Here is a 24,162-nt window from a genome sequence, read left to right on the forward strand (position 1 = left end):
CTTCGCCTTAGTGGCTTTGTTCCTATTGCTTAACTGCTTTGATATCATCAAAATACAGGTTTGAATCAACCATCTCATTTCCAATAGTATTACAATAGATCGCAAAATGCTGTACATGTGCTTGATCGAACTTGCCATTTTGCTTGCCTTTAAATTGACTGAACGGGATAGTTACCAGACGCGGGCCGCTCTCTTTGGCCATTTCGGCAAGATCGACCTCAAAATCCTCCCCGTTGCTGTTAAGCTGAATAATCAGCCGCTGCCCTTGCCCATCAGGCTTAACCCAGAATTGAATAGCGTTATATGCCGACCAGTCGACCCCTTTTAAACTCTTGATCACCCCGGCATAACCACCCTTACCAATTTTATAGTGAAACTTCAATCCCGTATCACCGCTTTTATGCTCTGCCACGTCTTCAGTCAACGTGGCGGTCACATTACAGCCTGCGCCGATATTGGTCGAATACGCCGACTGCAGCATACCGTTATCCCCATAATAGTTTTCAAAATCATCTACCAAGGATGGATCAAGCGGTGGCTGTGGCATATTATAAAGGACTTTTACCGAATCCACCGTGTTGCCATCCAACTGTAAGTCCACCGTTCCCACCGTCTTACCCAAAGCAGACAAGCTCGCCTCGGTCATAGTGGCCGCATAGGTTCCACCACTTTTTTTGGCATCCATAACCGCAACAGCTGTGCCATCGGCCTTCTTAACAATAAAGCGCACCTTTTGAACCTTGCCGGCTACATTGGCCTTGAGTCTGACCGGTTGGCAAATGCGCTCATTAGAATTGGGCGCGATAAGATACCCATACGTGCCGGCGGCCGCCTGTTGCTTTATATTTAATGTCTTATAATCCGCCATTTGGCCGGCAAAGACGACATCCTGCTGATTATAAAAATCAACAAATTGATTAATCATCTCATGACCGCGCTTATCGCTAATCATATAGGGCTGATCAAAATTCGTTTCATCAAAATTAGACCAGGTCATGAAATAGGCCATCTTGTGTTTCGCTACCGCCTGCAACGCCTCCTTAAACCAATCGGGACGCTTATTGCCCGCTTTCGCCATCGCGCTGTTGCCAACGAGAATCCCTGTTTCGGTAACGGCAGCTACCTTATTATGCTGCTGGGCAAATTGCTGAACCAGTTCCATCGTCGAGCCAAAAGAATCCATCCAGGTATCCTGCACGGCCGGATCCTTGTGATACATATCAAAGCCGATAATATCAACAAAGGCATCGCCTGGATAACGGGTTAAATAATCTTCCTCGCTGATAAACGGTCCTCCCGGAGAGTAAGCATACAAGAAATTGTGCAAGCCCTTCTTGTCGCGTAAATACTCTTCAGTATACCGGAAGAGATTCTTGTATTGGCTCGGCGAACAAAAAGCCGCGCCCCACCAGAACCAGCTCCCGTTATTCTCATGGAACGGACGGAACAATACCGGAATCCCCTGAGCCTGCAGCTTTTGTCCATATTCCGCCACCAAGTCAAGGTAACCGGTATACACGCTATTCAAATCACCTCCTGGCAAAATGCGGGCTACCACATCGCCACTCGTTACGGTCGGCGTATACCCGGAGTAGTCATATTTGCCATCTTTCTTGCCTTTCGCTGCTACCTCGGCAAAATTAGGCATATGGCAGGACAGGGTTACAATCGCGCCTACCCGGTTGGCTTCCATACCAACATTGGCCGCCTTATCAACAAAAGTCATCCCCTGAGCCCTTTCCGCATCCGTCAAATCCAGCTCGCTGCCGGTCAGTGCCAAGCCATCCATGCCGACTACCGCCGGGTAGTCACCGGTCAGTTCGTAGGTATCGGAAGGACCTACACCACGGCCAACCTTCTTATGCAGATCATTCTGGTGACCATATAGAGTTTTACCCGATTCCGCTATACCTTTTAAATAAGCCAACAGCTTCACCGTATTACTGTCTGCTTTTGCATCCACGGGACTCACTACAGCCGGAATTTTCAACATATTTATATCCACTTTGCTCTTATTAGCCAACGTAGCCGTATAATCCACATAGATGTCTTTTACGACTTCATGACCCAGGGTGATCTGATCGATATAAAGCTCACCCTTATAGTCAGTATTGCTGCCAACAATACTGATCATAAAATAGGCTACATTCGCATTGGCCGGCTCAAAAGGAATATGTACATTGACCTTTTTAAGGCTGGTCCCCGCAATCGGTTCGGCAGAATCCAAATCAATATCCGGATAGGTATTCACTACTTCCTGATTTTTATCCGATGTCATATACAACTTGGTCTTAAATGTCCCGCTGCTCATTGACTTCGGATTAAAGTAAAAGTCATAGGTTACTACATTATAGCCCTCTAATGCCAAAGGCAAAGCACCATTCTCCAGCTTGATTTCACTCCAGCTCTTTTTGGCATTATTGGTAAAATCCACGGTCAGTTTTGCCGCGCCATCGCCAACAGCAGCATCATAAGTAAGCTCCGGTGTACCGCTGTAATCCCAAACACCGCCATAATGCCACGGGCCAAGGCCGCCGGAAAAATCCCAGGTTTGCGCTTCGGCTGCCGTCGCACGACTCATAGTACAAACACCTTGCAGGGGCGCTGGCAAATAGTTCTCTGGCAATCCACTCAGCAAAAAACTTGCCGATAACGTCAATGGTAACATTCTTCTAAGCATCTTCTCATTCATATTATCTGCCGCCTCCTTTGCTGCGCCGCAATCAGCCTCTTTTCTCCAAGGCAATATTATCTACATACACTTCCCCTTTGTAATTTGTATAACTGCCGACAATACTAAAATCAAAGTAAACGATATTTCCCGTTACTGCCTGAAACGGAACGCGGACTTTCACTTTTTTGAGATCCGTTCCATCCACCGGCCGGGCCGACACCGTTTCAATATCCGGGCAGACATTAACCACTTCCACATTGGCGTCAGATTTCATATACACTTTCGTTTTAAAGGAACCGTTTGTCATATTCTTAGGGTTAAAATAAAAGTCAAATGTCAACATGTTGCAGCCGTCCAAGACAAGCGGCGAACCGGTGGTCACACTGCTATTGTGAAGCTTTACTTCACTCCAACTATCCTTAAATTTCGTGTGAAAATCGACACTCAGCTTTAATGCCCCTTCGCCAAGCTTGGCATCCTGCACTATAACGGGCGTTCCGTCATAATTCCACACGCCGCCGGGAGCCCAGCCGTCCGCATCCTGGGCAAAATTCCAGGCTGTCAGCTGGGTTGCCGCTGTTGCAGGTACCGTCGCAAAACCGGATAGCAAAAAAGCTGCCGACAATATTACGGGAATAACTTTCTTCAGTATTGTTTTTTTCATGTTGTCCCCACTCCTTTTTACACAATTCAAATACAAATAAATCCGCTTTGTTTTTGTTTATTCCAAACTTTCAGTATATTTAGCCCAGAAGTAGGGCCCCTATCATTGTTCCCGCACGCTCTGTGTGCTTGCCCAATTGCCGTCTTGGTCCAAACAAGCGCAATAGGTTTATTTATTCATAACTTTTGGCTGCGGCATGTCTTTATAAGTAATGCCATCCGCGAAAATCGAGCTTGGCTCATTGTAAAAATCAATAAAATCATTAATCATTTCATGACCGCGCGTATCACTTACCATATACGGCGCAAAAAAATTATGCTGCTCTTTTTCAAAATTAGACCAGGTCATGAAATAAGGAAGGTGATATTTTCGGACAAGGACCGAAACATCGCTGAACCATCTTTTGTCCTTATTGCCGGCAACAGCCAGGCTGCCGCCCTGGCGTACACCAACCTCGGTAAGCGCCGGAAGCTTACCGCAAGACTTGGCGGCCTCAGCTACCACCTGCAACGACGTCTCAAAGTCTCTAAACCAGGGATCATTCTTAGGAAGTCCCGGCGGATTGTCGTCATACGTATCAAAGCCCATGATATCAACATAACGATTGCCCGGATACCGGTCAAGATATTCTCCCGGCGTTTTAAACGGGCCATTGGGGGAAATCGCATACAGAAAATTATGTACCTGTTTTGTATCCCGCATATATTTGACCGTATATTGGAAAAGCTCTACAAATTGCTCCGAACTGCAATACTTCGCCCCCCACCAAAACCACCCGCCATTATGCTCATGCAATGGCCGGAAAATCACCGGCACCTTTGCTGCCTGTAACCGCTGCGCATAATCTGCTACCAAATCAAGATAACCGTTGTATATCTCATTGAGATCACCGCCGGGCAAAATTCTTCTAACAATATCCCCTTTAAATTCATTGGGAGAATAGCCGCTATAGTCGTATGTCCCATCTGATTTTTTACCACGCTCTTTGATGAGCTCAAAATTCGGCATGTGCATGGACAAGGTGATAATCCCGCCCTCGTCAGCCGCTTTGATCGAAATAGCTGCGGCCTTATCCACCAGTGTAATTCCCTTTGCCTTTTCCTTCGGGGTAAGGGTCAGTTCAGAACCAGTAAGTGAAAGTGCATCGATACCAATGATACCGGCCAACGAGCCGGTTACATCTTTTATATCCGAATTGGTTCCGCTGTTTATCCGGAACATTTTGTGATGAGCATCATTCTGATGACCAAAGATCGTATTGTCCGTTTTACTCAACGCCGCCAAATACGAATATAAAGACAGCGTTTCCGGTGTAGCATTCGGATCCGCCAATCGGGCAAACGCAGGCGCTAACTTTACAAGCTGGTTACTTGTCGGTGCTTCCTTTTTCGCTTTGGCGTTGTCGGCATAAACAGTTCGTTCTATGTAGACTTTCTGGTTTGGATCGTTAACGATCGGGGAATCACGGCTTTCTGCCACAGCCAGCACCGGTATTACGCCGCCGATGAGCGCACATACCACGGCGGCCTTAAGAAATTGCTTTTTCATCAATACCTCCCTCTTAGTTTCTTTTTTACTACTTAGGGTTTCAGACATGCTGCTTTCACTTCCTTATTATAAAATTGAGCATATCTTTTGTCAATATAATGTTATATCTTTTATGCATGCGTTTCTTGCCGGAGATAAGCCCCATAAGCCAAGCTCCCGGCAGATTTCTTACACTATTTTAACCCAGCAGTCAATAATATTATATTTTTAATATTTTAAAGTTATATCTTTTTGTTGACAAAGTATCGTCTTTACTGTATCATCATGTTTGAAAATTCATTTTAATTTTGAAAATTCATTTTATCTTAAGGAGGAGCATGTTAATGAGAAAGAAAAAACTATGGATTCCGATTCTTTTATCTGCACTTGTTCTTTAAAATCAGCGGTGTCTTTATCCAGAAATACATGAAAGACTACAAAGAAGATAGTCGCTTTAATGGTGGAAAAGACGCACCCTGGTGGGAAAGATACTTAGAATTAAACATGCAAGCCCCGGTAAAAAATACCGATTGGAAATTCAACACGCAAATCGTATCCAAGGCCGGCTCGAAAGATAAGGCTTTCTCTGAAAAATTTGATGCGGTTGCCGATCCAAACGATCCGTCGGAAGAAGGCGGTAAAAAAGAATTCCATCCTGAACGCATGTGGGTGGAAGGAAATCTGGGAGGTACAGGCCAATACGCCAAATTGGGCTTCTTCCAGCCTTGGGTGCAGAACGGCTTTATCAGTGACGCCCGGATCAAAGGGGCTTCACTCGAACACTGGGGGCAAAAATCGGCCACCCATATCTACGCCGGGAATATTTCGGAAAAATACTGGGATTTAGGCGCCGGGGCCAGAGTGACTTCGACCGAAGGAGCAGACCCAGTTACCGGGACTTGGACAAAAACATACACTGAAGACACCACCGGCGGCGTCTACAGTGACTTTGTCCGCCATCATGACACCATCAATTATAAGACTACAGGGGTTGGAGGTGACTGGGATTTCCATGGTGACGATGGCTCGGATAACAAGGATATTGGTTATAATACCTATAATTCCGAGGAATCGGACAAACATATCTTCGCCTTTGTTTACGACTACAAATTCTCCCCTAAATATGATGGCAGCGTCGGATACTATAATTACAAGTCCTATGCCTATAACGGCGATGCGCTGCAAATCGGTGCGGTAAACCTGAATGTGCATCTTAATCCTTCTCTGACTCTGGCCAACAGTTACTCCCATGGCAACCAGGATGGTTATGACAAGGCCTATAATATTGAGTTGCAATATAACGGCAATCCCTGGATAGATAGCACCAAACCTCATAACTTCGGCGCTTATCTTGCTTATCGCTACCTTGGCCCTGATGCAATCATTAAACCAAATTACAGTGATGGCATTAAAGCCGGCCAAAAAGGGTTCGAAGTCGGCACCTACTACACACTGACCAGCAATATTCTGGCTACCTTAAAATACGCCACAGGCAAGAGTATTTACTATGGCCAGGACCGCTCCCGCGTCTTCACCTCCCTCCAATACGCCTTCTAATTGAATGATTGCTTACTTTCCTCTTAACTAATAAACAGTACATAAAAAAGACAGCCCTTGCGTTAGCGTAATAACGCGAGGACTGTCTTTTTTTAGTAACTATCACTATATCCAAAAGGTATTCACTAAGGACTGTGCTTCTAATTACCCTATACTGATTACCTTATGCTGACTGTTTTAAATGCAATCCGATCCGCCCGGTGACGGGAAATAGAATACTCAAAAGGACGCCCGTCATCAAAAAAGGCCACCTGCTCAATCTCTAATAAAGGTAACAGCCCTTCAATATGAAGATGCTTCACTTCCAGTTCGGTCGGCATTACCGCCCGTAGCGTCCGATGGGCCGACTGTATTTTTAATTGCAGTTTATCCTGAATGTAAGCGTAAATAGACGTTTCTACATGCTCTTTTTTCAATCCCGGTATCAGCTGAATTGGCATCTTGGTATACTCCACAACAATAGGGCCTTCATCGTTAGAACGCGCCCGGATAATATCATAGACGAAATCATCCTCGGTAATCTGCAGCTTGGATGCTACTTCCTGTGACGGATGTACAATATCAAACCGGATCACTTCTGTTTGCACTTTTTGCCCGCGATTGGTTTCTGTAAACCCAGTAAATTGTTTGGCCATACTAAGTTCTTTGACATCCTGATTCTCCACTGTCTTAACAAAAGTACCCGAGCCACGGCGTTTAACAACCAGTCCTAAATTGACCAGTTCATCCACCGCCCGTTTGATAGTTATGCGGCTTACCCCATAATACTCACACATCTCTTTTTCCAAGGCCAACTGCACGCCGGGAACATATTCGCCACTTGTGATTTTATTGCGGATATCATTTGCAATTTGCTGATACTTCACCATATATATTTCTCTCACCTCTACTTTATCCTCTTTATATTATACAACAACATAGATATAACCATATACTAAAATTGACATATCCATTTAACAAACTATTGTTATCAAGTATCAAAAGAGCATACGGACCAGCGTCAGCAACTCACAAAAGGTATCTATCCGGCAAATCGCAGAAGAATTGACAAGCAGGAACTTATCCGCCAATGCGTTTCCATCGCTCAGCCAATAAACGACAGAATGCCCTGTAAAACTGACCGAAAGCAACGCAACTTGACCTGTCCGCAGAAAAAAGCAAAACAGCCAGCCGGCTGTTTTGCCCCTGAAAGATATTTGTTCATTTATACCGGCAACTGATGCAGCGCCTTTATCCCGTTAAAAACCATTATTCTGAGCTACCTGTTTAATCCAATAGCCGGATTTTTTAATGGTTTTTCGCTGTGTCGCCAAATCCAGCGCAATATAGCCATACCGGTTCTTATAGGCATTGGACCAGGACCAGCAGTCAATAGGCGTCCAGGCGTGAAAACCAAAACAATTGGCGCCCTCCTCCATTCCCTTATGCAGCCAGCCCAGATGCTCTTCATAAAAATCAATCCGGTAATCATCCTCTACATAGCCGTCGCTATTGGTATACTGTTCTTCTCCTTCGACCCCCATGCCATTCTCCGACAAGTACCAGGGAATATTATCATACTGGTCCCGCAGATTAATCGCAATATCATAGATCGCCTGGGGATAGATCTCCCACTGCCGGTAAGGGTTCATTCGACATCCTGGAAGCTGATAGTTGTCAAAATATTTATCCGGCATCCAGCCACATGATTCGTCAAAGAGCGACTCCTTGGCCTTGGCGCGGCGGGGCTGATAATAATTAACCCCCAGAAAATCGACTGTATTCCGCTTAATAATTGCCAGTTCTTTCTCGGTTGATTCCCACAGTACACCGTCTTTTTCCAATACATCAACCAGCGTCACCGAAAATTCTCCTTTAACCGCCGGATCTAGAAACGAACGGTTAAAGAAGTTATCGACAAAATCTGCCGCTTTTACATCTGCTTCATGATCAGAGCGCGGATAAGACGGGGTAAGGTTCAACACAATACCAATCTTGCCGCCCTGTTTGGCACAATCAGTATCCCGAAACGCCGCTATAGTTTTTGCCGAAGCCAGATTCAAATTATAAAGCACCTGTACCGCTTTGAGGCCATCAACAAGATTGGGGTAATGAAAGGTATAGAGGTACTGCCCTTCAACGACAACCATCGGTTCGTTAAAGGTAACCCATTGCTTAACTTTATCACCAAAAAGAGCAAAGCATTTTTGGGCAAAAAGCACGAATAACTCTACCACGATTTTTGATTCCCAGCCGCCATATTTTTCATATAGATCAATCGGCAGATCGAAATGATGCAAATTCATGACCGGAGTAATGCCATTTTTCAAAAATTCATCGATTACCTGATGATAAAAGGCTGCCCCCTCCGGGTCTACTTCCCCAGTCTCAAAATCCTTTATCAGTCGTGTCCATTGAATGGACGTCCGGACCGAATTAAGGCCGATTTCCTTCATCATGCGAATATCTTCACGATAACTATTGAAAAAATTAGAGGTTACATTAGGGCCAATCCTGTTAAAAAACGCTTCCGGCTCAATATCAAACCAGTAATCAAATATATTACGGTGCTTTTTATAAAACCGTCCTTCCGACTGGGGACCTGAGGTTGCCGCCCCCCACCAAAAATCTGGTGGAAAGTTATATTTTTTATTCATAAGCTGTCCTTTCATTGACATTTACTTCAGCAATGAACCATAAGCTGCTTACTGCTTCGTCGCTGTAAAGCTTTCATACATATCTACCATAAGCTGCGATATATCACGCAGAGCAAGGGCAGTCATGAAATGGTCCTGGGCATGAATAAGCAACACTGTTTTTTCTATATTCTGACCATCACTTTCCGCTGAAATAAGTTGTGTCTGGATGTCATGGGCTTCACCGATTTCTTTGCCGGCTTCGGCAATTTTATTTCTGGCCGCTCTGACATCGCCATCTTGTAAAAGCGTCTTGATTGCTTCAATCACCATCGACCGGCCTGTACCGGCATGAATAATGAGTTCCATTGATTTTTCTATGATTTTCTCATCCATAAAAAGGCCTCTTTCCTGCTCTGTATAATTGCTGTTTATTCCTCATTAATTTCATCGTCAATCCGGTTGGCGGCAATGACGAAGGGGGCGTAAATAAAAACATCCATCGCCAACCACACCACCTGCAGCAAGCCCCCCATAATCGAACCGGTACCGATGGTGCCACAAAAGAAAAGCGGCATGGTCCAGGGAACCACAAAGCGGAAAATCGGAACAAGCCCGGAGGAAACAGCCAGCCAACCGACAAAGGTGTTGGCCAGAGGCGCTAAAATATACGGAACTAACAGAATGGGATTTAATACTATAGGCAAGCCAAACGCCAACGGTTCCTGAATATTAAACAGCATGGCCGGTGCGCCCAGTTTGGCAACAGCCCGCCAGCTTTCCTTCTTGGAAAAAAGAAAGACAGCGATAACCAACCCCATGATATGCATAAGCCCGGCTTCAAAAAATCCGTTGCTGAAGATATAGGACGCCGTGCCATCCTGGTTGGCCAATTGAGCCGGCATATATACCGTATTTTGAATCGCCGCCGTAACATTATGTCCATGAATGCCAAACCACCAGAACAACCAGATAATAAACTGATATAGAAGAGAAAATCCCATCCCCTGCGAAAAGCCCATAAGCGGTGCCTGAATCACTTTGTAAATCAGATCATTCAAGGGCGGAATATCAAACCAGGTAAGAAGCGCGGCAAAGAGTGCAAACCCGCCCAGGGTAAAAAGCACCGGGACCAATACGGCAAACGACTGAGCCACCGCCGGTGGAACAGTATCCGGCATATGTATGCGGATTTTTTTATTTTTGGTAAGTTTAACGAAAACCCAGGAAGAAACAGTGGCAACCAATAACGCAGCCAACACACCCTTATTGCCGAAATAGTCCAGGCTAAAGCCACCGACCTTATTGACCTGCTGCGGGGTAACAATCAAAAAGGCGCCGATTCCGGTAAGTGCCGTTGAGAATTTATCGCCGCCCCAAATGCCGCCCAGGCGGTAAGAAAACGCTGCTACCAGGAAAAGAGAAAGTACACCGAACCCGATGGTAACGACAAGATTACAAAGCGCCTGCAGGCTTTTGAGTGTCGCCACAAAAGCAGACGCCAGATAGGCTTCTCCCGTAAGACCGGTCATTTTCATCCCCAGCCCCATTCCGTTCGGCCCCATAACCGTACCGGTTGGATCAATAACAACCCATTCAATAATTCCAAAAAATGAACCTACAATCATAAATGGCAAAATCGTCGAAAATGAGTCCCTCATCGCCAACAAATATCTATTGCTGGAAATTCTTCCGGCCACCGGTATCAATACTTTTTCAAAAGCTGAAACGACTCCGCTTAACATCATATCCCCCCTCAATTTATTAACTTCAGCGCTTTTTCTAATACTTTCTGTCCGTTAATCGTGCCATAATCCTTCATATCAATGAGTTCTACCGGACACCGCCCGGCAACAAGCTTCCTTACATCTCCCAGCATATGACGAATCTGTGGCCCCAAAAGCACAATGTCGGCCATATCGGCTTTCTCATCGAGAATCTCTACCGAAAAAGCTTCAATTTCAACATGATCTAGCTTCTGATTCGCCGCGGCTTCCTGCATTCTTCGCACAAGAATCGATGTCGACATACCGGCATTGCAGACCAGGTAAATGTTCACCTGACTCCCTCCCCTTTATTGTTTAATGGTTCCCTAGTTCTAGTTTGTATTATAAATTTAAATATATCATTTGTCAATAAAAGATATGACTTTTATAAAGACACCTCGATGACCACTAATTTACTAAACGCACAATTACAAGGAGAGATTTTTTCAACCGATAAAAAAGAAGCCCCCTGAATAGCAGTGCTATTTCTCTGTTAAAGCCATAAAATAAAAATCGGAGCCAAAAGCCCCGATTTCTTGTAGTTTAATTAGTTTTATAGACTAACCTGCCGCTGCTCTATTTATTTCTACATTCCCATAACTAACAGCTATTTCCCGGCTGCTCGCTGTCTACTCCATCGCGGCATAATTCCTCCCAGTTTCCATACTCCATATATACGGCCGTTCGATCGGCAACCTCTTTACCCCATAGCTTCGCCACCACATGAAGCGACAGTTCTATTCCGGCAGAAATACCGGCAGATGTCAGGAGTTTGCCGGTATCGACAAACCTTACGTTTTTTTCCACCGTCGCCAACGGAGCAATTTTTGCCATATCCGGCATAACTTCATGGTGAGTCGTATAGGTTAAATAATCAAGCAATCCCAGTTTCCCCAGCAGCCTAGTGCCGGAACAAACAGACATAGTAAGGCGGGAAACCTCATATTGTTCTTTTAACCACTGCAAAACCTTCGCGTTATTCATTTCCGCTTTCGTTCCATTTCCACCTGGCACAATCAGCACGTCTATGGGCGGATGGTCGTTAAACGCATAATCCGGCATAAGCTTCAGCCCGTTTACCGACCGGACAGCCGCCCCGTCTTCACTAATCGTAAACACCCGGCCTGTCAGACTCTGCTGTTCAACCGCTACGGAAAAAACCTCATAAGGTCCTGCGAAATCCAACAGCTCTATGTCGTTAAAAAGGAAAATTCCGATATGCAGCATCTATAATCCCCCTTTTGAAAGGATTGTGGTGTGTTTTCACACTGGCGGCATGATAGTTTGAAAACACTCCCTATCCTCTTATAAAATCAATTCCGTCTTTAAAAAGAATAATGGCAAAAACAAATAAAGCCAAGCCCAGAAATTTCATCGTATATACATAAGCCCTGCCCTGCAGAAGGTTTCGCGAGCGGTTTACCAATACGGCTAGCAATAACTTTGCCCCAACCAGCGCCGCATAGAAACTGACGAGAAAGCCGGCGGCATACCAGCTGTTTTGTACATAGGCAGCAACAAGCAGCGGCGTCCCCACGGTAATCCAAAACAGATAGGGATGGGGGCTTAACGCATTAATCATCACCCCTTTAGCCAGGGAATTTGTCTCCCGGTCGGCAAAGGGCTGGCTGATCCCTTCGGTTTTCAGATTTGCCCAGGCCATGAACAGCAAAAACAAACCACCGGCCAACGAGATCATTCCCAGCAGCGGTTTGTGCCCATACAAATTAGATAATACCAAAGCCGACACCAAAACAATCGGCAAATCGGTGATCAGCGGGGAAAGAGCCAGCTTAGCCCCTTCCCGCAGACCGTACTGTAACGTCTGGGAAATAACCATGGCAAACAGCGGGCCTGGCGAAATACCGGATACCAACCCTAATAGCGTGCCGGAAAGCAAAAAATTCAACATCTATTGCACATCCCATCTAAATAAAAGCTTATATGTTCTTCTTCCACTTTCGGATTTTCGTTCTAAAGCTCATAAAGGGAGCGACCGAATTAATGTGCAGCCATTTCCACAGCGGCCAATTGGCGCCGGTCACCGCCCAGCGGCGTACACCAGGCGTAAACAGTTCATCCTCACTTAACCCGGCTATCCAGGCACACCACAGGGCAACCCGCTCATCCAGCAAGGTCCGTAATCGCGGTAAGGAATAGCCGCTGTATTCGGTGTAAAAGTGTTGATATAACAACCCCAGTTGGTTCCACTTATAGTCCGGAGAGGGGGTGATCACCGATTTTCCCTGGAGCTCATCCTGTTCCCAGCTCATAACCAGCGCCAGCCAGCCAAGCTGGTAAGCCAGCATTTCCTGCGGTGTTTTATCCACGCCGGGAAGCCTGACATTTATTTTGTCGGCCGGCACCTCGTCAAACTCGCCGGCAAACAGCCGGTAAGTTTTTTCTATTGTCGCAAGCAATTCCGCTTTGTCCTGATACTCCCGCACGCAAAAATCCCTCCATTGATTTATTGCAGTCCATCTGGGACTGCTGCTCACTGTCAATTAACAAAATATAAGATAATTAAAGGATTATCGAAAAAAATAAAGAAAATGATCAATAATTTCCATTATTGAATGATGGAAAAAATTCATTTACAGGAGGAATCACCATGGAAAAACCGGTAATCAGCCAAAAATCTCCGCTTCCAGTGGAAGTCAAGCAAGGGCAAACCTATTATTGGTGTGCTTGTGGAAGGAGTTCAAATCAGCCTTTCTGTAACGGCTCACACAAAGGTACTTCCTTCCAGCCCTTAGCATTTACCGCCGAAAAAGATCAAACAGTCTATTTGTGCGCCTGTAAGCAGACGAAGAAATCACCCTACTGTGACGGTACTCACACATCCTTGTAGTGTGTGATCTCCCGTTGCTATAGTAAAATTAGTTTGTAAGTATCTAAGGAGGTAGACAACCGATCTGTTGCTTGCCCCCGTTTTTTTTATCGTAAACAAACTCTTTAGATAGCTAACCGCTGCTTAAAGAAAATAATTTGAATAACCCGACGGTATCACCTCGGCAATGGTAAGCCTGCTGCCTTTGTCTGAATTGGTCATAATCGACTGGCGCAATATCCGGATTTTATAATATCGATATTGACATTGACGTAACGTAAAGTCTTATACTAATAGCAAGCTAGTGCTCCATCCGGTGGAAATATGACGTGTAGCACCGGGAACTTTTTCCAGCAGGCAAGGCGGAGGAGGCGCACATATCGCAATATGTAAGCCGACGACAACAAAGCCTGGTGGGCAAAAAGGCCGGTGATATACTCTAGTTTTTCGCCGGATGAAGCACTAGCTATCAATACTCAGAATTCGAGGTGCAGATGTGCTTTCCATTGGAGAATTCTCTAAAATTTGCGGAGTTACAACCAGAACCTTACGCCATTACGACAGTATCGGACTGTTAAAACCCGTCCACATCCATCCGGATACGGGCTACCGGTTTTATGATGTTTCACAGCTCCGCCGGTTATTACTGATTACCAGGCTTAAGGATTACTGTTTTTCACTCGATGAAATTGTATTTTTACTTGCTTCCCCAGACAAAAAATACCTGCTGGAAAAAATCACCGTTAAAAAGAAGGAACTCCGGGCTAAGATTGATTACTATAAAACTCTGGAACACCGGCTGACACTGGACATTTTACATTTAGAAAGAGGAGTTGATATTATGTCTTTCCTGGACGAAATTCAGGTCACTTTAGTAGAGGTACAGCCACAACCTATCTTACATAGCCGGCAGCGGATGAGCATCGAAGACTACGGCACCTATATCGGCAAGCTGTTTGAACAGGCCAACTTACAAAACCTGCCGATTTCCGGACCTCCCATGTCGATCTACCATGACAAGGAATTTGATCCGGCCGATAACGATACGGAGGTCGCCCTGCCGGTTCAGGGGCAAAACGCCCATACCCGCATCCTGTCCGGCGGCCTCTGTGCAACAGCGACTTGTCAAGGTCCCTACTCCAATCTACCCCATGTCTATGCCAAACTCACAGAATGGATTGGCGAAAATAACTATGTAATGGCCGCCCCGCCCTATGAGCAATATCTAAAAGGACCTATGGAAGCACCTGCGGCGGACACCTTTGTCACCCAAATTTATTTCCCGGTGCAAAAGGCCGGCCAACCGGAGTGATATCTGCCGCCATAGCGCCACTGCCTGGATGAAGCCAACGATTATCCGGTGAACCCAGCCAGTTTCTTCATAAAACCGGCAAATATACCAATCTATTCAAATTCATTATACCATGTCTACTGCCTCCTGTATTGCCTGTAAACAAGTGACCTCTTTTAGGCAGACGTTTCAAAAACAAAAGTATGCGTTCCATATTTATTTATGGAGCGCATACTTTTGTTTTTGCTATGGCTATTTTTATTTTTTCACAGCGGCAAACAATTTCTGTCCCAGTTCGCCTTTTCCCAATATAACCAGGCTGATTACCGGCTACGCTTCCTGGTAGCAAGCCACAATTTCACCGTAATACAGCGTATGATAATCCCCTTCTGGGTAGCAGGTCTTAGCCAGGCTTGGGTCAAATAAGGATGGGTCCATCTTTTGCTTGTAAACGATTTTGCATTCAAAATGCAGGCCGGCGCCGCTAATGACAGGTACCCCAACCTTTTGTCCCGGCAACACGCTTAAGCCGGCTGCTTTGATTTTATCCATATCCCGCCCTGATTTTGTCCCGCATAAGGCCAGTGCTTTCTTCATATCGTCATGTAGTGGAACACTCACCGTGAATTCCGTGCTATTCTCAATCAGTTCATAAGTATAACGGGATGGTCGCACCAGAACTATAAATACTGGCTTCTGCCAAATATGGCTGATTGCCCCCCAGCCTATGGTCATTGTATTGACTGCCTCACCCGCTGCGGTTGTCAAAAATGCCCCTTTGGGGATCATGTCCAGAGCCTGTTTAGCGTATTCGTTATACCGTACCTCTTTAACCATACTCATTCCCTCCAGCATAATTTATTATTCGGCCAGCGCCAGAACGGCCTTGGCTAAACTGCGGATCTCTAATACTCTAAATATCCCTTCACCTTAAGCCTTATCTTTACGATCTATTCACAGTTGCTGCAAGCACTGTTTCTACATGCTATAATACTACATAGTAATATATGCATTAGCAAGTACGCACTTATTAGTTCCATAGTATCCATTTATATACTACAACAAGTAGTTTGTGTTTATTACTCTATACTATTTTAGGAGGTTTATTCCTTTGCTTACTTTTCGCAATACCGAATACCAGTGCTCCATGGAATTAACGCTTGAATTAATCGGCGGTAAATGGAAGTCTCTGATCCTCTGGCACCTGGGAGAAAACATCTTGCGCTTTAGTGAATTAAAAAAGGCTTTACCGAGAATAACTCAGAAGATGTTGACCCAACAACTCCGGGAACTGGAGCAGGACGGTTTGATCAGACGCTTCGTATATACTCAGGTACCGCCGAAGGTTGAATATTCATTGACCGATGCAGGCAGGACCATCCTACCCATTTTAGCAGCCATGTGCCAATGGGGCCTGGATTATGTCGCGGCACCCGATCCCATGGAAGCATGCACCCCCGCCACCGGTAGCTTATCCGATAATTGCCGGGAATAAACAGTCTGTTCATATCCTTTTTTCTTAAATACTTCCGAAAATTAAAAGAAAACGCTATCCCTTGTAGAATATTATATATGTTATATCACTAAATCATATACCGCCGGCGAGGCACAAGGAAACCACCAGTCTATGCGCTCCATTTAAACCTTGGCTCATGCCGCACAATAGATACCGAAACTGATGACATCTTACTACAAGGAGGTACTTGCATGCGCCGTATCCCATTAAATGCTCTTAAGCCCGGCATGCATCTGTCCCAAGCGCTGGTCGCGCCGGACCGAACCGTGCTGTTGCATGAGGGAATTGAACTTAAACAAAGATATCTCGAATATCTACGCAATCAGGGTATTACTTATCTATACATTGACGATGCGCCCCCCGCTCCGTCGCCGGTAAAAGAGCCGTCCCAGACTGAACTTCGCCAACAGGCCAAGCAGACGGCACGGAAAGTCATCCACGATTTCCGGCTCGGCAAGGGCGTGCCCTTGGATAAGATTAAAGACCTTGTCAACAATCTGGTCAGCCGGATTCTGGACAATCCGGAAACAATGCACCACCTGATGGATATCCGCCAAAAAGAAGATTATATGTTCTCCCATGCCGTTAATACCTGCCTGCTGTCGGTGCTTACCGGAACCGCCATGGGCTATGACGCCCACCGCCTGGAAGAACTCGGCCTGGCAGCCATGCTGCATGATGTGGGAAAGATAAAATTCACCAAAAGACTATCCGCCCAGTTCCCCCGGCGACTGACTGCCCAAGAAAAGGAAGAATACCGGCAGCATCCGTTTTACACCCTGGAAATTCTCAAAGAAAATAAGTCCTTATCCATGGATATTATAAATGCTTGCTTCCAGCATCACGAGCGCTGGGACGGCAGTGGATATCCCATGGGAATCTCCGGCGATGTGATCCATGAGTATGCACAAATCATCAGCATTGCCGATGTCTATGACCGTCTGATCACCGGTCTGCCCCACCGGAAGCCTACACCGGTGTACTATGCGGCAGCCATTCTCAATAAAGCGGCCGGCACCTATTTTAATCCCGAGATCGTAGCCCATTTTACGAAAAGCATTGCCGTCTACCCCTTGGGCTCAACAGTAAAGCTGGATAATAATCAGCTTGGCTTGATTGTGGAAATGACCGGCCCCAATAACACCATACCGGTCGTACGGATTTTAGCTGATGAAGACAGCACCCACCTCAATCAACTGCTTGAATTGGACTTAAACAAGAACCCCGAACACTTCATTATTGACTTTGACTCATAGGCTGTGTTAATAAAACAAGCGGCACCGGAGTGATCCGGTGCCGCTTCGCTGTTTTAGCGTGAAACAACTGTATAGCCTTCTTCTTCTATGGCTGATGCAATCTGGTCTAAAGTAACCCGACTGTTATCATAGTCCAAAGCAAGCTTTTTCTCCTCCAAGTTTACGGTGGCTGCAATAACCCCCGGTAAAGCAAGCACGGCTCTTTCCACTGCCGCTTTGCAATGACCGCAGCTCATTCCCTCTACCGTTATCACTCTTTGTTCCATATAGCCGCCTCCTTGTTCCTATCCATCTAGACCGCCTGCTACAGACGGCCTCTACCAGTATATATTGTACACCTTTCAAAAATCACCTGCCGCCTGTTGGCGGCAGGTGATTTTTTTATTGCTGCTTAGGAAATTTCTGATTAATTAACTGCCAAATATCCGGCTGTTCCTGCCCCAAACGCCAAATGGCAATTCCCGCCGGTTTGTACTTAGCGATCACATCCAGCTTCGCGGAAGTACTTTCGGCATTCTCAAACCATATTTCATGATTGCCGTACTTAATATACGGCGACTTGCTATTGTCGTCAAAAAGCACTTTCACTCCGTTTTGCTCAGCCCGGACAATAGCATCCACGTAGGTGACCGTTTCCGTCTCCTTATCCTTGGACCAATCATAGCCATAGGCCCCCAAGCCGACCAGTACCTTCTGGGGACCGCCGCATTGTTCGATAGCATACTTTATATTTTTTTCATACCAGTCAATCGGGGCAATCGGTCCGGGCGGCGAAGTCGACCAGTGATGGTCATAGGTCATAATCTGGAGATAATCGGCGTACTTAGCCAACTCCGGATAATTATAAGCTCCGGAAACATCCTCCGCTACATCCACCTGCGGAAATACCGAAATAATCAAGGTCTTATTCAAGGCCTTCATCTTAGGGTACAATTCAGCCATAAAAGCAGTAAGATTATCGCGGTGTTTAGGTTGCAGCAATTCAAAGTCGATATTGATACCGTCATACTGCTTTTCTTGTACCAGCTTAACAATATTATCCGTTACCTTGGTACGTACGCTGGCATCCCCTAAAATAGTATCGGTCGCACCGGACTTGTTGGTAACCAGGGGAAACATTTTGAGATTAAGGCCGCGGGCCGTATCATATACCAACTGACTGTCCTTGGCCTCCAATGTTCCGTCCTGAGTAGCCCGATACCAAAAGGGACCTACACCGGACATACTCTTGGCATATGTTTTCATACTTGGAAATGATCCGGTCTTATCCGGCGTGCCCGGCCAGGGATTCTCGTAATAACCGATGATCAAGCGTCCGTCAGATTGCGCTACATTCGTATTGGGATCAGACCCCTGAAGAGGCTTGGGAGCCGGTGTCTTTGTGCCGCCGCAGCCGGCTGTCAGCAACAAAGCAAAAATGGTAACCAACACAACCCATAGGATCGTTGTTTTTTTACAGCGCAAACTCTTCACCCTTTCTATGCTTACTTACTATTAGTATCGGCGCTTACCCGTTTCTTATACATCAAAACAAGCGGTCGCCCGCACTGAAAATTAAGCAAGTATTTTACCGCGTAACACCATTCACCGACATAAGGAAAAAGCTAGTGGTTCACATTACAAGAAAATCATTTAAAATACTGCATAATCTACAAGAATCCGGTTACCCTTAGCTATAAATGGAGCAGACGTTCATTTTACCCTGTTTTAGCAACAGGCATTTATCTTTCAGAAATGTTATAATATTCGTTAAATAACTACATCTATAACAAGGGAGCGTGTTGATATTGAAAGATCTTAGAGACCGCTTGTCAATTCCCACGTCGCCACTCGATGGACCCTCTGTTAAGCTGCTGGAGGACGCTTTACTGCATTCTCCAACCAAAACCATCCAATTGGAAATCAACAAAGCCAATTATCAGCTTTCCCGGGAAGGCCGGTGGTTCAAGTTCTCCCTGTTGACCAAAAAACGTACCGTAAAAAAAAGCACCCTGTTTGAAACCATTACCGAGCTTTACAACCAGGCTGTGCATGGACAAAACTGGCGCATTGATCAAATCGTCCGCATATAAGCTAAAAAACAAAGCCCTCCGCACTGGAGGGCTTATTTTATGGCCAAATCACGGCACAAGGCTATAAAATTATGCAGAACACCGGCCGTCAATCCCCAGATTCTCCTGTCCTCATACTGATAGGAAAATACCGGGAACATGCGCCGGCTTTTCCAGTCCAGCTCGTATTCGGCCGGAAAAGCGTCCAGCGAATCTTCATCTAACGGCCGGGTAGCCATCTCCAGCTTGCCCTGCTTAGGCTGGACAGTCAGTAAATATGGCAAGGGAACGGTAAAATATTCAGCTACTTCCTGATTTGGCCTAATGCCTTCCATACCGTCAAGCATACCTACCACCGGGTACAAAATATTGCCGGTGGGACTGGCCACCATATCCATGGAGCCAATCAGACGAATGCGATCGGCCGCGATATTAAGCTCCTCCTCGGTTTCCCGTAAAGCGGCCTGGCAAATATCACGGTCCGTCGCCTCAATCCGCCCGCCGGGAAAACAAATCTCACCGGCATGAGCCAGCAGTTCCTTCGACCGGACCTCAAACAGAACTGCCGTACTGTCGCCGGTTTTTATCAATGGAATTAATACCGCTGCCCGGCGAAAACCGTCGCTATCGCCATGAATTCTACCGCTCCGCCGGGACAAAACAGCAGCCAGGCGTTCATACCAACAACACTTCTCAGCCATATTATCGTTCCTCCTGATGAATATGAACGGCAGCATCGGTACCGTGCGCATGAATATGATACCGTTCATCAATCACATTAGCCGCCAGCAGCAGCTTTTTATCCCGCAAAATATCAATAGCCTTACCGTCGGCAGCCAGCCGGTGCTGCTCATTAATGACAATCACCCGGTCCGCCAGCTCCGGCACCAGCTCCAGACAGTGTGTGGCCGTAATTAAGGTTTTGCCCTGACGCTGCAATTGCTGCAGCAATTGTATCATCCAGCGCTGCGTCCGGGGGTCCAGTCCGTTGGTCGGCTCATCGAAGAGCAATACCTCAGGATTGGTTGCCAATATGGCGGCAATCATAACCTTTTTCTTCTCACCGCCGCTTAAATGATGGGGCAGCCGTCCGGCCAACCCGTCAATTCCGATCAATTCCATAAGCTCTGCCGCCCGCTGCCTTGCCTGGCTGGCGGTCATGCCCATCGCCAGCGGACCAAACATAATTTCATCCAGCACACTGGAACAAAACATTTGCACATCGGAATTTTGAAAAACAAAACCTACCCTTTGCCGAAAAACAGCGGCAAAAGCTTTATCTCCCATCGTACGCTCATTAATTTCGCGACCGAAAACCTGTAGCGAACCGCCGGTGGCAAACAATAACCCTGACAGCAGCTTCTGCAAGGTTGATTTGCCGCAGCCATTAGGCCCCAACAATACGACCTTTTCTCCCGGCATGATTTGCAGTGTTACATCGGCAAGCGCCTTTTTCCCCGGCTGATATTCATAGCTAAGCTTATTCAGGGCAAATAACGGTGACAGCATACTCAACTCCCCCATACGCTAAAGCAAATAACAAGCATCAGAGCCGGAAAAACCGCATCAGCCAATCGCAGTTTGCCCGGCGGCTGATACGAATACCGCCCGGTATAGCCCCGTTCCCGCATGGCCGCTTCGATCTCCCGGCTATATTCCATAACCATCCGGAAAAAACCGGCTAAGGCCAAACCAATCCATTCCCGGCTGTTTTTTTGATCTTCCCCTGCTACCATACGGCTCTTTCTACCCATAATATACTCCTCTAAGAGCTGTAAAAACAAAAATAAATAACGGTACGTCATATCCAACACCATGACCAGGGAACCGGGCACGCCCAGACAGGCCATTGTTTTTGTCAGTGTATCCCAGCGGGTAGTCGCCATAACCAGCAGCACCGTTCCTAAAGAACCGGCCGTACGCAGCAAAACCGTTACCGCTGCCGTTACTCCCGGCCGGGTTATTGTCAGCACATAACCGGATGGCCCGGTTAAACTAAACAAAGCCTCACCCGGAACAATATGGCCGGTCAAAGCGGGCAACAACAGCCAGCCGCTAAATAGCAGGGTCGGCAGCAGTACACGGCGGCCGTAATAGCGCCACCCAATCCGTGAAACACCGGCCAGAAGACATAATAAACCATGTAGCAAACAGAGCGTCAGCACTTGCTGCGCCCCGGCCAGTGCGATGAGTAGCAGAAAACTTCCCAACACCTTGCTGCGCGGCTCCAACCGCTGCAACAAACCGTTGCGGTCAAGCAGCTTTTCCTGTTCGCCATCGCTTAGCAAAATATTCTGAATGGCCCGCCAGGTTTTCTCCAGATAATGAATGCGCAGCCACCGCCCGCGCGACACTTCCGGCCACACCGGCGGACGCTCCTGGCACAACCATAAAGGAAGGGCTAGTTCTTCCGGCGATTTTTTCATACGTTATCCTTCCTGATGAAAAAATCCACAATGAGAGAGGTTCCCTCATTCGTGGATTATCATGACCCATCAGTTGTTTATCTTTCAGGTAAATTATACTATACCCGCCGGCGCCCCGCAACTCTTCCTCCTAGCCTTCACATAAAAATCACCGAACCGTACATGCTACAAAAGTACTACTTATCAGGAGGACTTGCCTATGCTAGCTATTCTCGGCGGGACTGTTTATACCGTATCCGGTGATATCGTGCCCAACGCCTGTCTGCTAATCGATCAGGGAAAATTCCTGGCCGTCGGCAGCCGCCTGGCGATACCGCACGATGCCTTGTGTCTTAATGTCACAAATAAAGTCATTATTCCCGGCCTAATAGACTGCCATACTCACTTAGGAATTGCCGAAGAAGCGGTGGGAACGGCTCATATTGATAAAAATGAAGTCAATCAACCCATATGTCCCCATCTGCGGGCTCTGGACGGCATCAATCCGGAGGATCGCGGTCTGGAAGATGCCTATACCTCCGGTACCACGACCATCATTGTCACACCGGGCAGCGAAAATGTTATTGGCGGCCAAAGCATTGCCATTAAAACCTATGGCAAAGTGATCGACCACATGATCATGCGCCAACCGGCCGGCATAAAAATGGCCTTTGGTGAAAACCCGATCCAAATGTATATGAAAAAAGACCGGGCCCCTTCCACCCGAATGACTATTGCCGCTATGATCCGGGAAAACCTGATTGCCGCCTTAAATTACGAAAAAGACCTGGCCAACGGCAAGGTGGGCCGGGACCTGAAGATGGAAGCTTTGCTGATGCTGCTGCACGGTGAAATTCCCTTGCGAGCCCATGCCCATGCCGCCGACGACATTATGACCGCTATCCGTATTGCCGACGAATTCGGACTGAAACTAACCATCGAACATGCCACCTCGGCCCACAAAATTGCCGAAGAACTGGCCTGTCGCTCAATAGCCGCCACCGTCGGCCCTTCCATCACCGCCCGAGTCAAAGTGGAACTCAAGGACCGGACTTACCGGACCCCGGCCATTTTGCACCAGGCCGGCGTTAAGATTGCCCTGATTACCGATCATCCCTTCCTGCCGGTCAGCAGCCTGCGCTTAGAGGCTGCCCTGGCCATCCGGGAAGGCTTGCCGGAAACTGTCGCCCTAAGGGCCATTACCTTATCGGCGGCCGAAATTATCGGTGTCAGCGACCGGGTAGGCAGCATTGAGCCAGGCAAAGATGCCGACTTTGTCATCCTGGACGGTCCTCCCTTTGCGGTATCCACCAAAGTAGAGCATGTCTTTATCAATGGAATCGAAGTGTCGAACAACAATTAATTTTTTAGTGAAAACAACTGCTATATAAAGCAGTTGTTTTTTTATTTTGCCCCGTCATATTTAATACCAATTATGTATATAAATGGAATACCCAGAACATGATGACGGTTGCATACATCGCCACATCCATTCCTACTTATGTTCAGCATGATAAAGGAAACTTGGACACTTTATGATGCGGGTACTTGTCACGCCGGAGGTGATCTATGACTTTTATAATCCTGTAACTCTACGCCGGTATTCTCTTTCTTAAAACGTAAATAAATCAGGGAGGTATATGAAAAATTGAGTACATCAAAACGTGCCAAAATTGCCGCACTGGCACTTTGCATTTCACTACAAAGCTTCTACACAGTTCCGGCCTGGGCAAACTCAGAGGATAAAGGTCCCTCAGATAAAGACAAAGGCAATCTCGCCTATGAAGAATTAGTAGGTAACAACGATTGCAAAGATCCTATCCCCAACTCTCGAATTGACAAATTAGAAGCTAATAAAGCTGACATAAAATATGTTGACTCTCAGGACAAGAAAACATTAGACTCCGCCAAAAGTTATGCCGACTCTCAGGATCAAAAAACTTTAACCTCCGCTAACAACTATTCTGATGCTCAGGATAAGAAAACACTAGACTCTGCCAAAAACTATGC

The 24,162-nt window shown here is 46.5% G+C and carries 25 protein-coding genes; 8 read left to right on the forward strand and 17 right to left on the reverse strand.

From position 1 onward, the window contains the following. Positions 1 to 22: 22 nt before the first annotated feature. The 3 genes from BMW43_RS10700 to BMW43_RS10710 all read right to left on the reverse strand — a co-directional run bounded on the left by BMW43_RS10700 (position 23) and on the right by BMW43_RS10710 (position 4,886). A complete protein-coding gene (locus BMW43_RS10700) occupies positions 23 to 2,581 on the reverse strand; it encodes a glycosyl hydrolase (protein WP_177173552.1) in 2,559 nt (852 codons plus the stop codon). Between the two features lie 142 nt (positions 2,582 to 2,723). Next, positions 2,724 to 3,338 (reverse strand): hypothetical protein, encoded by a 615-nt coding sequence (locus BMW43_RS10705; RefSeq protein ID WP_091746912.1) that lies wholly within the window; start codon positions 3,336 to 3,338, stop codon positions 2,724 to 2,726. 168 nt (positions 3,339 to 3,506) lie between these two features. Next, the gene (locus BMW43_RS10710; RefSeq protein WP_091746915.1) at positions 3,507 to 4,886 is read right to left on the reverse strand and encodes a glycoside hydrolase family 26 protein; all 1,380 of its coding nucleotides are present in this window, start codon (positions 4,884 to 4,886) and stop codon (positions 3,507 to 3,509) included. Between the two features lie 405 nt (positions 4,887 to 5,291). On the opposite strand from BMW43_RS10710, the gene BMW43_RS10715 reads away from it, so the two are divergent. Then, a complete protein-coding gene (locus BMW43_RS10715; protein WP_143050606.1) occupies positions 5,292 to 6,422 on the forward strand; it encodes a hypothetical protein in 1,131 nt (376 codons plus the stop codon). A gap of 158 nt (positions 6,423 to 6,580) precedes the next feature. Here the strand turns inward: BMW43_RS10715 and BMW43_RS10720 are convergent, their stop codons facing one another. The 8 genes from BMW43_RS10720 to BMW43_RS10755 form a co-directional block, all read right to left on the reverse strand. Beyond that, positions 6,581 to 7,291, reverse strand: a complete 711-nt coding sequence (locus BMW43_RS10720; RefSeq protein ID WP_091746920.1) for a GntR family transcriptional regulator — start codon at positions 7,289 to 7,291, stop codon at positions 6,581 to 6,583. A gap of 369 nt (positions 7,292 to 7,660) precedes the next feature. Continuing rightward, the gene (locus tag BMW43_RS10725) at positions 7,661 to 9,058 is read right to left on the reverse strand and encodes a glycoside hydrolase family 1 protein (RefSeq protein WP_091746986.1); all 1,398 of its coding nucleotides are present in this window, start codon (positions 9,056 to 9,058) and stop codon (positions 7,661 to 7,663) included. A 48-nt stretch (positions 9,059 to 9,106) separates the two neighbouring features. Then, the gene (locus BMW43_RS10730) at positions 9,107 to 9,433 is read right to left on the reverse strand and encodes a PTS lactose/cellobiose transporter subunit IIA (protein ID WP_091746923.1); all 327 of its coding nucleotides are present in this window, start codon (positions 9,431 to 9,433) and stop codon (positions 9,107 to 9,109) included. A 35-nt stretch (positions 9,434 to 9,468) separates the two neighbouring features. Continuing rightward, on the reverse strand, positions 9,469 to 10,785 hold the full coding sequence (locus BMW43_RS10735) for a PTS sugar transporter subunit IIC (protein WP_245732348.1): 1,317 nt from the start codon (positions 10,783 to 10,785) through the stop codon (positions 9,469 to 9,471). An 8-nt stretch (positions 10,786 to 10,793) separates the two neighbouring features. Continuing rightward, positions 10,794 to 11,096, reverse strand: coding sequence for a PTS sugar transporter subunit IIB (locus BMW43_RS10740; protein ID WP_091746928.1), 303 nt, complete (start codon positions 11,094 to 11,096; stop codon positions 10,794 to 10,796). Between the two features lie 307 nt (positions 11,097 to 11,403). Further along, on the reverse strand, positions 11,404 to 12,030 hold the full coding sequence (locus BMW43_RS10745) for a DJ-1/PfpI family protein (protein ID WP_091746931.1): 627 nt from the start codon (positions 12,028 to 12,030) through the stop codon (positions 11,404 to 11,406). Positions 12,031 to 12,100: 70 nt separating this feature from the next. Beyond that, positions 12,101 to 12,715: a LysE family translocator gene (locus BMW43_RS10750; RefSeq protein WP_091746934.1), complete on the reverse strand. Its 615-nt coding sequence runs from the start codon at positions 12,713 to 12,715 to the stop codon at positions 12,101 to 12,103. A gap of 28 nt (positions 12,716 to 12,743) precedes the next feature. Continuing rightward, a complete protein-coding gene (locus BMW43_RS10755) occupies positions 12,744 to 13,250 on the reverse strand; it encodes a ClbS/DfsB family four-helix bundle protein (RefSeq protein ID WP_091746937.1) in 507 nt (168 codons plus the stop codon). A 164-nt stretch (positions 13,251 to 13,414) separates the two neighbouring features. Between BMW43_RS10755 and BMW43_RS10760 the strand changes: the two genes are divergently transcribed. Both BMW43_RS10760 and BMW43_RS10765 read left to right on the forward strand, forming a co-directional pair. Beyond that, a complete protein-coding gene (locus tag BMW43_RS10760; RefSeq protein ID WP_091746940.1) occupies positions 13,415 to 13,654 on the forward strand; it encodes a CDGSH iron-sulfur domain-containing protein in 240 nt (79 codons plus the stop codon). A 475-nt stretch (positions 13,655 to 14,129) separates the two neighbouring features. Next, on the forward strand, positions 14,130 to 14,945 hold the full coding sequence (locus BMW43_RS10765; protein ID WP_091746943.1) for a MerR family transcriptional regulator: 816 nt from the start codon (positions 14,130 to 14,132) through the stop codon (positions 14,943 to 14,945). Positions 14,946 to 15,254: 309 nt separating this feature from the next. On the opposite strand, the gene BMW43_RS10770 is transcribed toward BMW43_RS10765, so the two are convergent. Continuing rightward, positions 15,255 to 15,761 (reverse strand): flavin reductase family protein, encoded by a 507-nt coding sequence (locus BMW43_RS10770; RefSeq protein ID WP_091746945.1) that lies wholly within the window; start codon positions 15,759 to 15,761, stop codon positions 15,255 to 15,257. Between the two features lie 310 nt (positions 15,762 to 16,071). On the opposite strand from BMW43_RS10770, the gene BMW43_RS10775 reads away from it, so the two are divergent. Next, a complete protein-coding gene (locus BMW43_RS10775) occupies positions 16,072 to 16,419 on the forward strand; it encodes a winged helix-turn-helix transcriptional regulator (RefSeq protein WP_177173555.1) in 348 nt (115 codons plus the stop codon). Between the two features lie 212 nt (positions 16,420 to 16,631). Next, the gene (locus BMW43_RS10780; protein ID WP_091746953.1) at positions 16,632 to 17,696 is read left to right on the forward strand and encodes a cyclic di-GMP phosphodiesterase; all 1,065 of its coding nucleotides are present in this window, start codon (positions 16,632 to 16,634) and stop codon (positions 17,694 to 17,696) included. A 53-nt stretch (positions 17,697 to 17,749) separates the two neighbouring features. Here BMW43_RS10780 and BMW43_RS10785 read toward each other — a convergent pair whose 3' ends face one another. Together BMW43_RS10785 and BMW43_RS10790 are read right to left on the reverse strand one after the other, a co-directional pair. Beyond that, a complete protein-coding gene (locus BMW43_RS10785; RefSeq protein ID WP_091746955.1) occupies positions 17,750 to 17,962 on the reverse strand; it encodes a copper ion binding protein in 213 nt (70 codons plus the stop codon). A 115-nt stretch (positions 17,963 to 18,077) separates the two neighbouring features. Next, positions 18,078 to 19,169, reverse strand: a complete 1,092-nt coding sequence (locus tag BMW43_RS10790) for a glycosyl hydrolase family 18 protein (RefSeq protein ID WP_245732350.1) — start codon at positions 19,167 to 19,169, stop codon at positions 18,078 to 18,080. Positions 19,170 to 19,483: 314 nt separating this feature from the next. Between BMW43_RS10790 and BMW43_RS10795 the strand changes: the two genes are divergently transcribed. Continuing rightward, positions 19,484 to 19,768, forward strand: coding sequence for a hypothetical protein (locus BMW43_RS10795; protein WP_245732351.1), 285 nt, complete (start codon positions 19,484 to 19,486; stop codon positions 19,766 to 19,768). Positions 19,769 to 19,800: 32 nt separating this feature from the next. Here BMW43_RS10795 and BMW43_RS10800 read toward each other — a convergent pair whose 3' ends face one another. Genes BMW43_RS10800 through cbiQ form a run of 3 tightly spaced genes read right to left on the reverse strand, consistent with a single transcriptional unit; the run spans position 19,801 to position 22,173 of the window. Further along, the gene (locus BMW43_RS10800; RefSeq protein WP_091746961.1) at positions 19,801 to 20,448 is read right to left on the reverse strand and encodes an NUDIX hydrolase; all 648 of its coding nucleotides are present in this window, start codon (positions 20,446 to 20,448) and stop codon (positions 19,801 to 19,803) included. Position 20,449: 1 nt separating this feature from the next. Beyond that, complete coding sequence (locus tag BMW43_RS10805) at positions 20,450 to 21,256, reverse strand: energy-coupling factor ABC transporter ATP-binding protein (protein WP_218140650.1); 807 nt, start codon at positions 21,254 to 21,256, stop codon at positions 20,450 to 20,452. Positions 21,257 to 21,258: 2 nt separating this feature from the next. Further along, positions 21,259 to 22,173 (reverse strand): cobalt ECF transporter T component CbiQ, encoded by a 915-nt coding sequence (gene cbiQ / locus BMW43_RS10810; RefSeq protein WP_091746966.1) that lies wholly within the window; start codon positions 22,171 to 22,173, stop codon positions 21,259 to 21,261. Positions 22,174 to 22,372: 199 nt separating this feature from the next. Here cbiQ and BMW43_RS10815 point away from each other — a divergent pair, with 199 nt between their 5' ends. Both BMW43_RS10815 and BMW43_RS10820 read left to right on the forward strand, forming a co-directional pair. After that, positions 22,373 to 23,515 (forward strand): amidohydrolase, encoded by a 1,143-nt coding sequence (locus BMW43_RS10815; RefSeq protein ID WP_091746968.1) that lies wholly within the window; start codon positions 22,373 to 22,375, stop codon positions 23,513 to 23,515. A gap of 285 nt (positions 23,516 to 23,800) precedes the next feature. Beyond that, positions 23,801 to 24,162: hypothetical protein (locus BMW43_RS10820; RefSeq protein ID WP_218140651.1), on the forward strand; the 362-nt coding region annotated here is incomplete at its 3' end.

The organism is Propionispora vibrioides (assembly GCF_900110485.1).
Lineage (GTDB): Bacteria > Bacillota > Negativicutes > Propionisporales > Propionisporaceae > Propionispora > Propionispora vibrioides.

What these genes read in the sequence shown, in the direction of transcription:
- BMW43_RS10805 (WP_218140650.1), bottom strand. Translation starts at nt 21,256, where the DNA reads ATGCTGTCACCGTTATTTGCCCTGAATAAGCTTAGCTATGAATATCAG.
- BMW43_RS10735 (WP_245732348.1), bottom strand. Translation starts at nt 10,785, where the DNA reads ATGATGTTAAGCGGAGTCGTTTCAGCTTTTGAAAAAGTATTGATACCG.
- BMW43_RS10720 (WP_091746920.1), bottom strand. Translation starts at nt 7,291, where the DNA reads ATGGTGAAGTATCAGCAAATTGCAAATGATATCCGCAATAAAATCACA.
- BMW43_RS10760 (WP_091746940.1), top strand. Translation starts at nt 13,415, where the DNA reads ATGGAAAAACCGGTAATCAGCCAAAAATCTCCGCTTCCAGTGGAAGTC.
- BMW43_RS10745 (WP_091746931.1), bottom strand. Translation starts at nt 12,030, where the DNA reads ATGCTGCATATCGGAATTTTCCTTTTTAACGACATAGAGCTGTTGGAT.
- BMW43_RS10705 (WP_091746912.1), bottom strand. Translation starts at nt 3,338, where the DNA reads ATGAAAAAAACAATACTGAAGAAAGTTATTCCCGTAATATTGTCGGCA.
- BMW43_RS10785 (WP_091746955.1), bottom strand. Translation starts at nt 17,962, where the DNA reads ATGGAACAAAGAGTGATAACGGTAGAGGGAATGAGCTGCGGTCATTGC.
- cbiQ (WP_091746966.1), bottom strand. Translation starts at nt 22,173, where the DNA reads ATGAAAAAATCGCCGGAAGAACTAGCCCTTCCTTTATGGTTGTGCCAG.
- BMW43_RS10725 (WP_091746986.1), bottom strand. Translation starts at nt 9,058, where the DNA reads ATGAATAAAAAATATAACTTTCCACCAGATTTTTGGTGGGGGGCGGCA.
- BMW43_RS10770 (WP_091746945.1), bottom strand. Translation starts at nt 15,761, where the DNA reads ATGGTTAAAGAGGTACGGTATAACGAATACGCTAAACAGGCTCTGGAC.
- BMW43_RS10815 (WP_091746968.1), top strand. Translation starts at nt 22,373, where the DNA reads ATGCTAGCTATTCTCGGCGGGACTGTTTATACCGTATCCGGTGATATC.
- BMW43_RS10700 (WP_177173552.1), bottom strand. Translation starts at nt 2,581, where the DNA reads ATGAGTCGTGCGACGGCAGCCGAAGCGCAAACCTGGGATTTTTCCGGC.
- BMW43_RS10750 (WP_091746934.1), bottom strand. Translation starts at nt 12,715, where the DNA reads ATGTTGAATTTTTTGCTTTCCGGCACGCTATTAGGGTTGGTATCCGGT.
- BMW43_RS10800 (WP_091746961.1), bottom strand. Translation starts at nt 20,448, where the DNA reads ATGGCTGAGAAGTGTTGTTGGTATGAACGCCTGGCTGCTGTTTTGTCC.
- BMW43_RS10730 (WP_091746923.1), bottom strand. Translation starts at nt 9,433, where the DNA reads ATGGATGAGAAAATCATAGAAAAATCAATGGAACTCATTATTCATGCC.
- BMW43_RS10710 (WP_091746915.1), bottom strand. Translation starts at nt 4,886, where the DNA reads ATGAAAAAGCAATTTCTTAAGGCCGCCGTGGTATGTGCGCTCATCGGC.
- BMW43_RS10775 (WP_177173555.1), top strand. Translation starts at nt 16,072, where the DNA reads ATGGAATTAACGCTTGAATTAATCGGCGGTAAATGGAAGTCTCTGATC.
- BMW43_RS10715 (WP_143050606.1), top strand. Translation starts at nt 5,292, where the DNA reads ATGAAAGACTACAAAGAAGATAGTCGCTTTAATGGTGGAAAAGACGCA.
- BMW43_RS10780 (WP_091746953.1), top strand. Translation starts at nt 16,632, where the DNA reads ATGCGCCGTATCCCATTAAATGCTCTTAAGCCCGGCATGCATCTGTCC.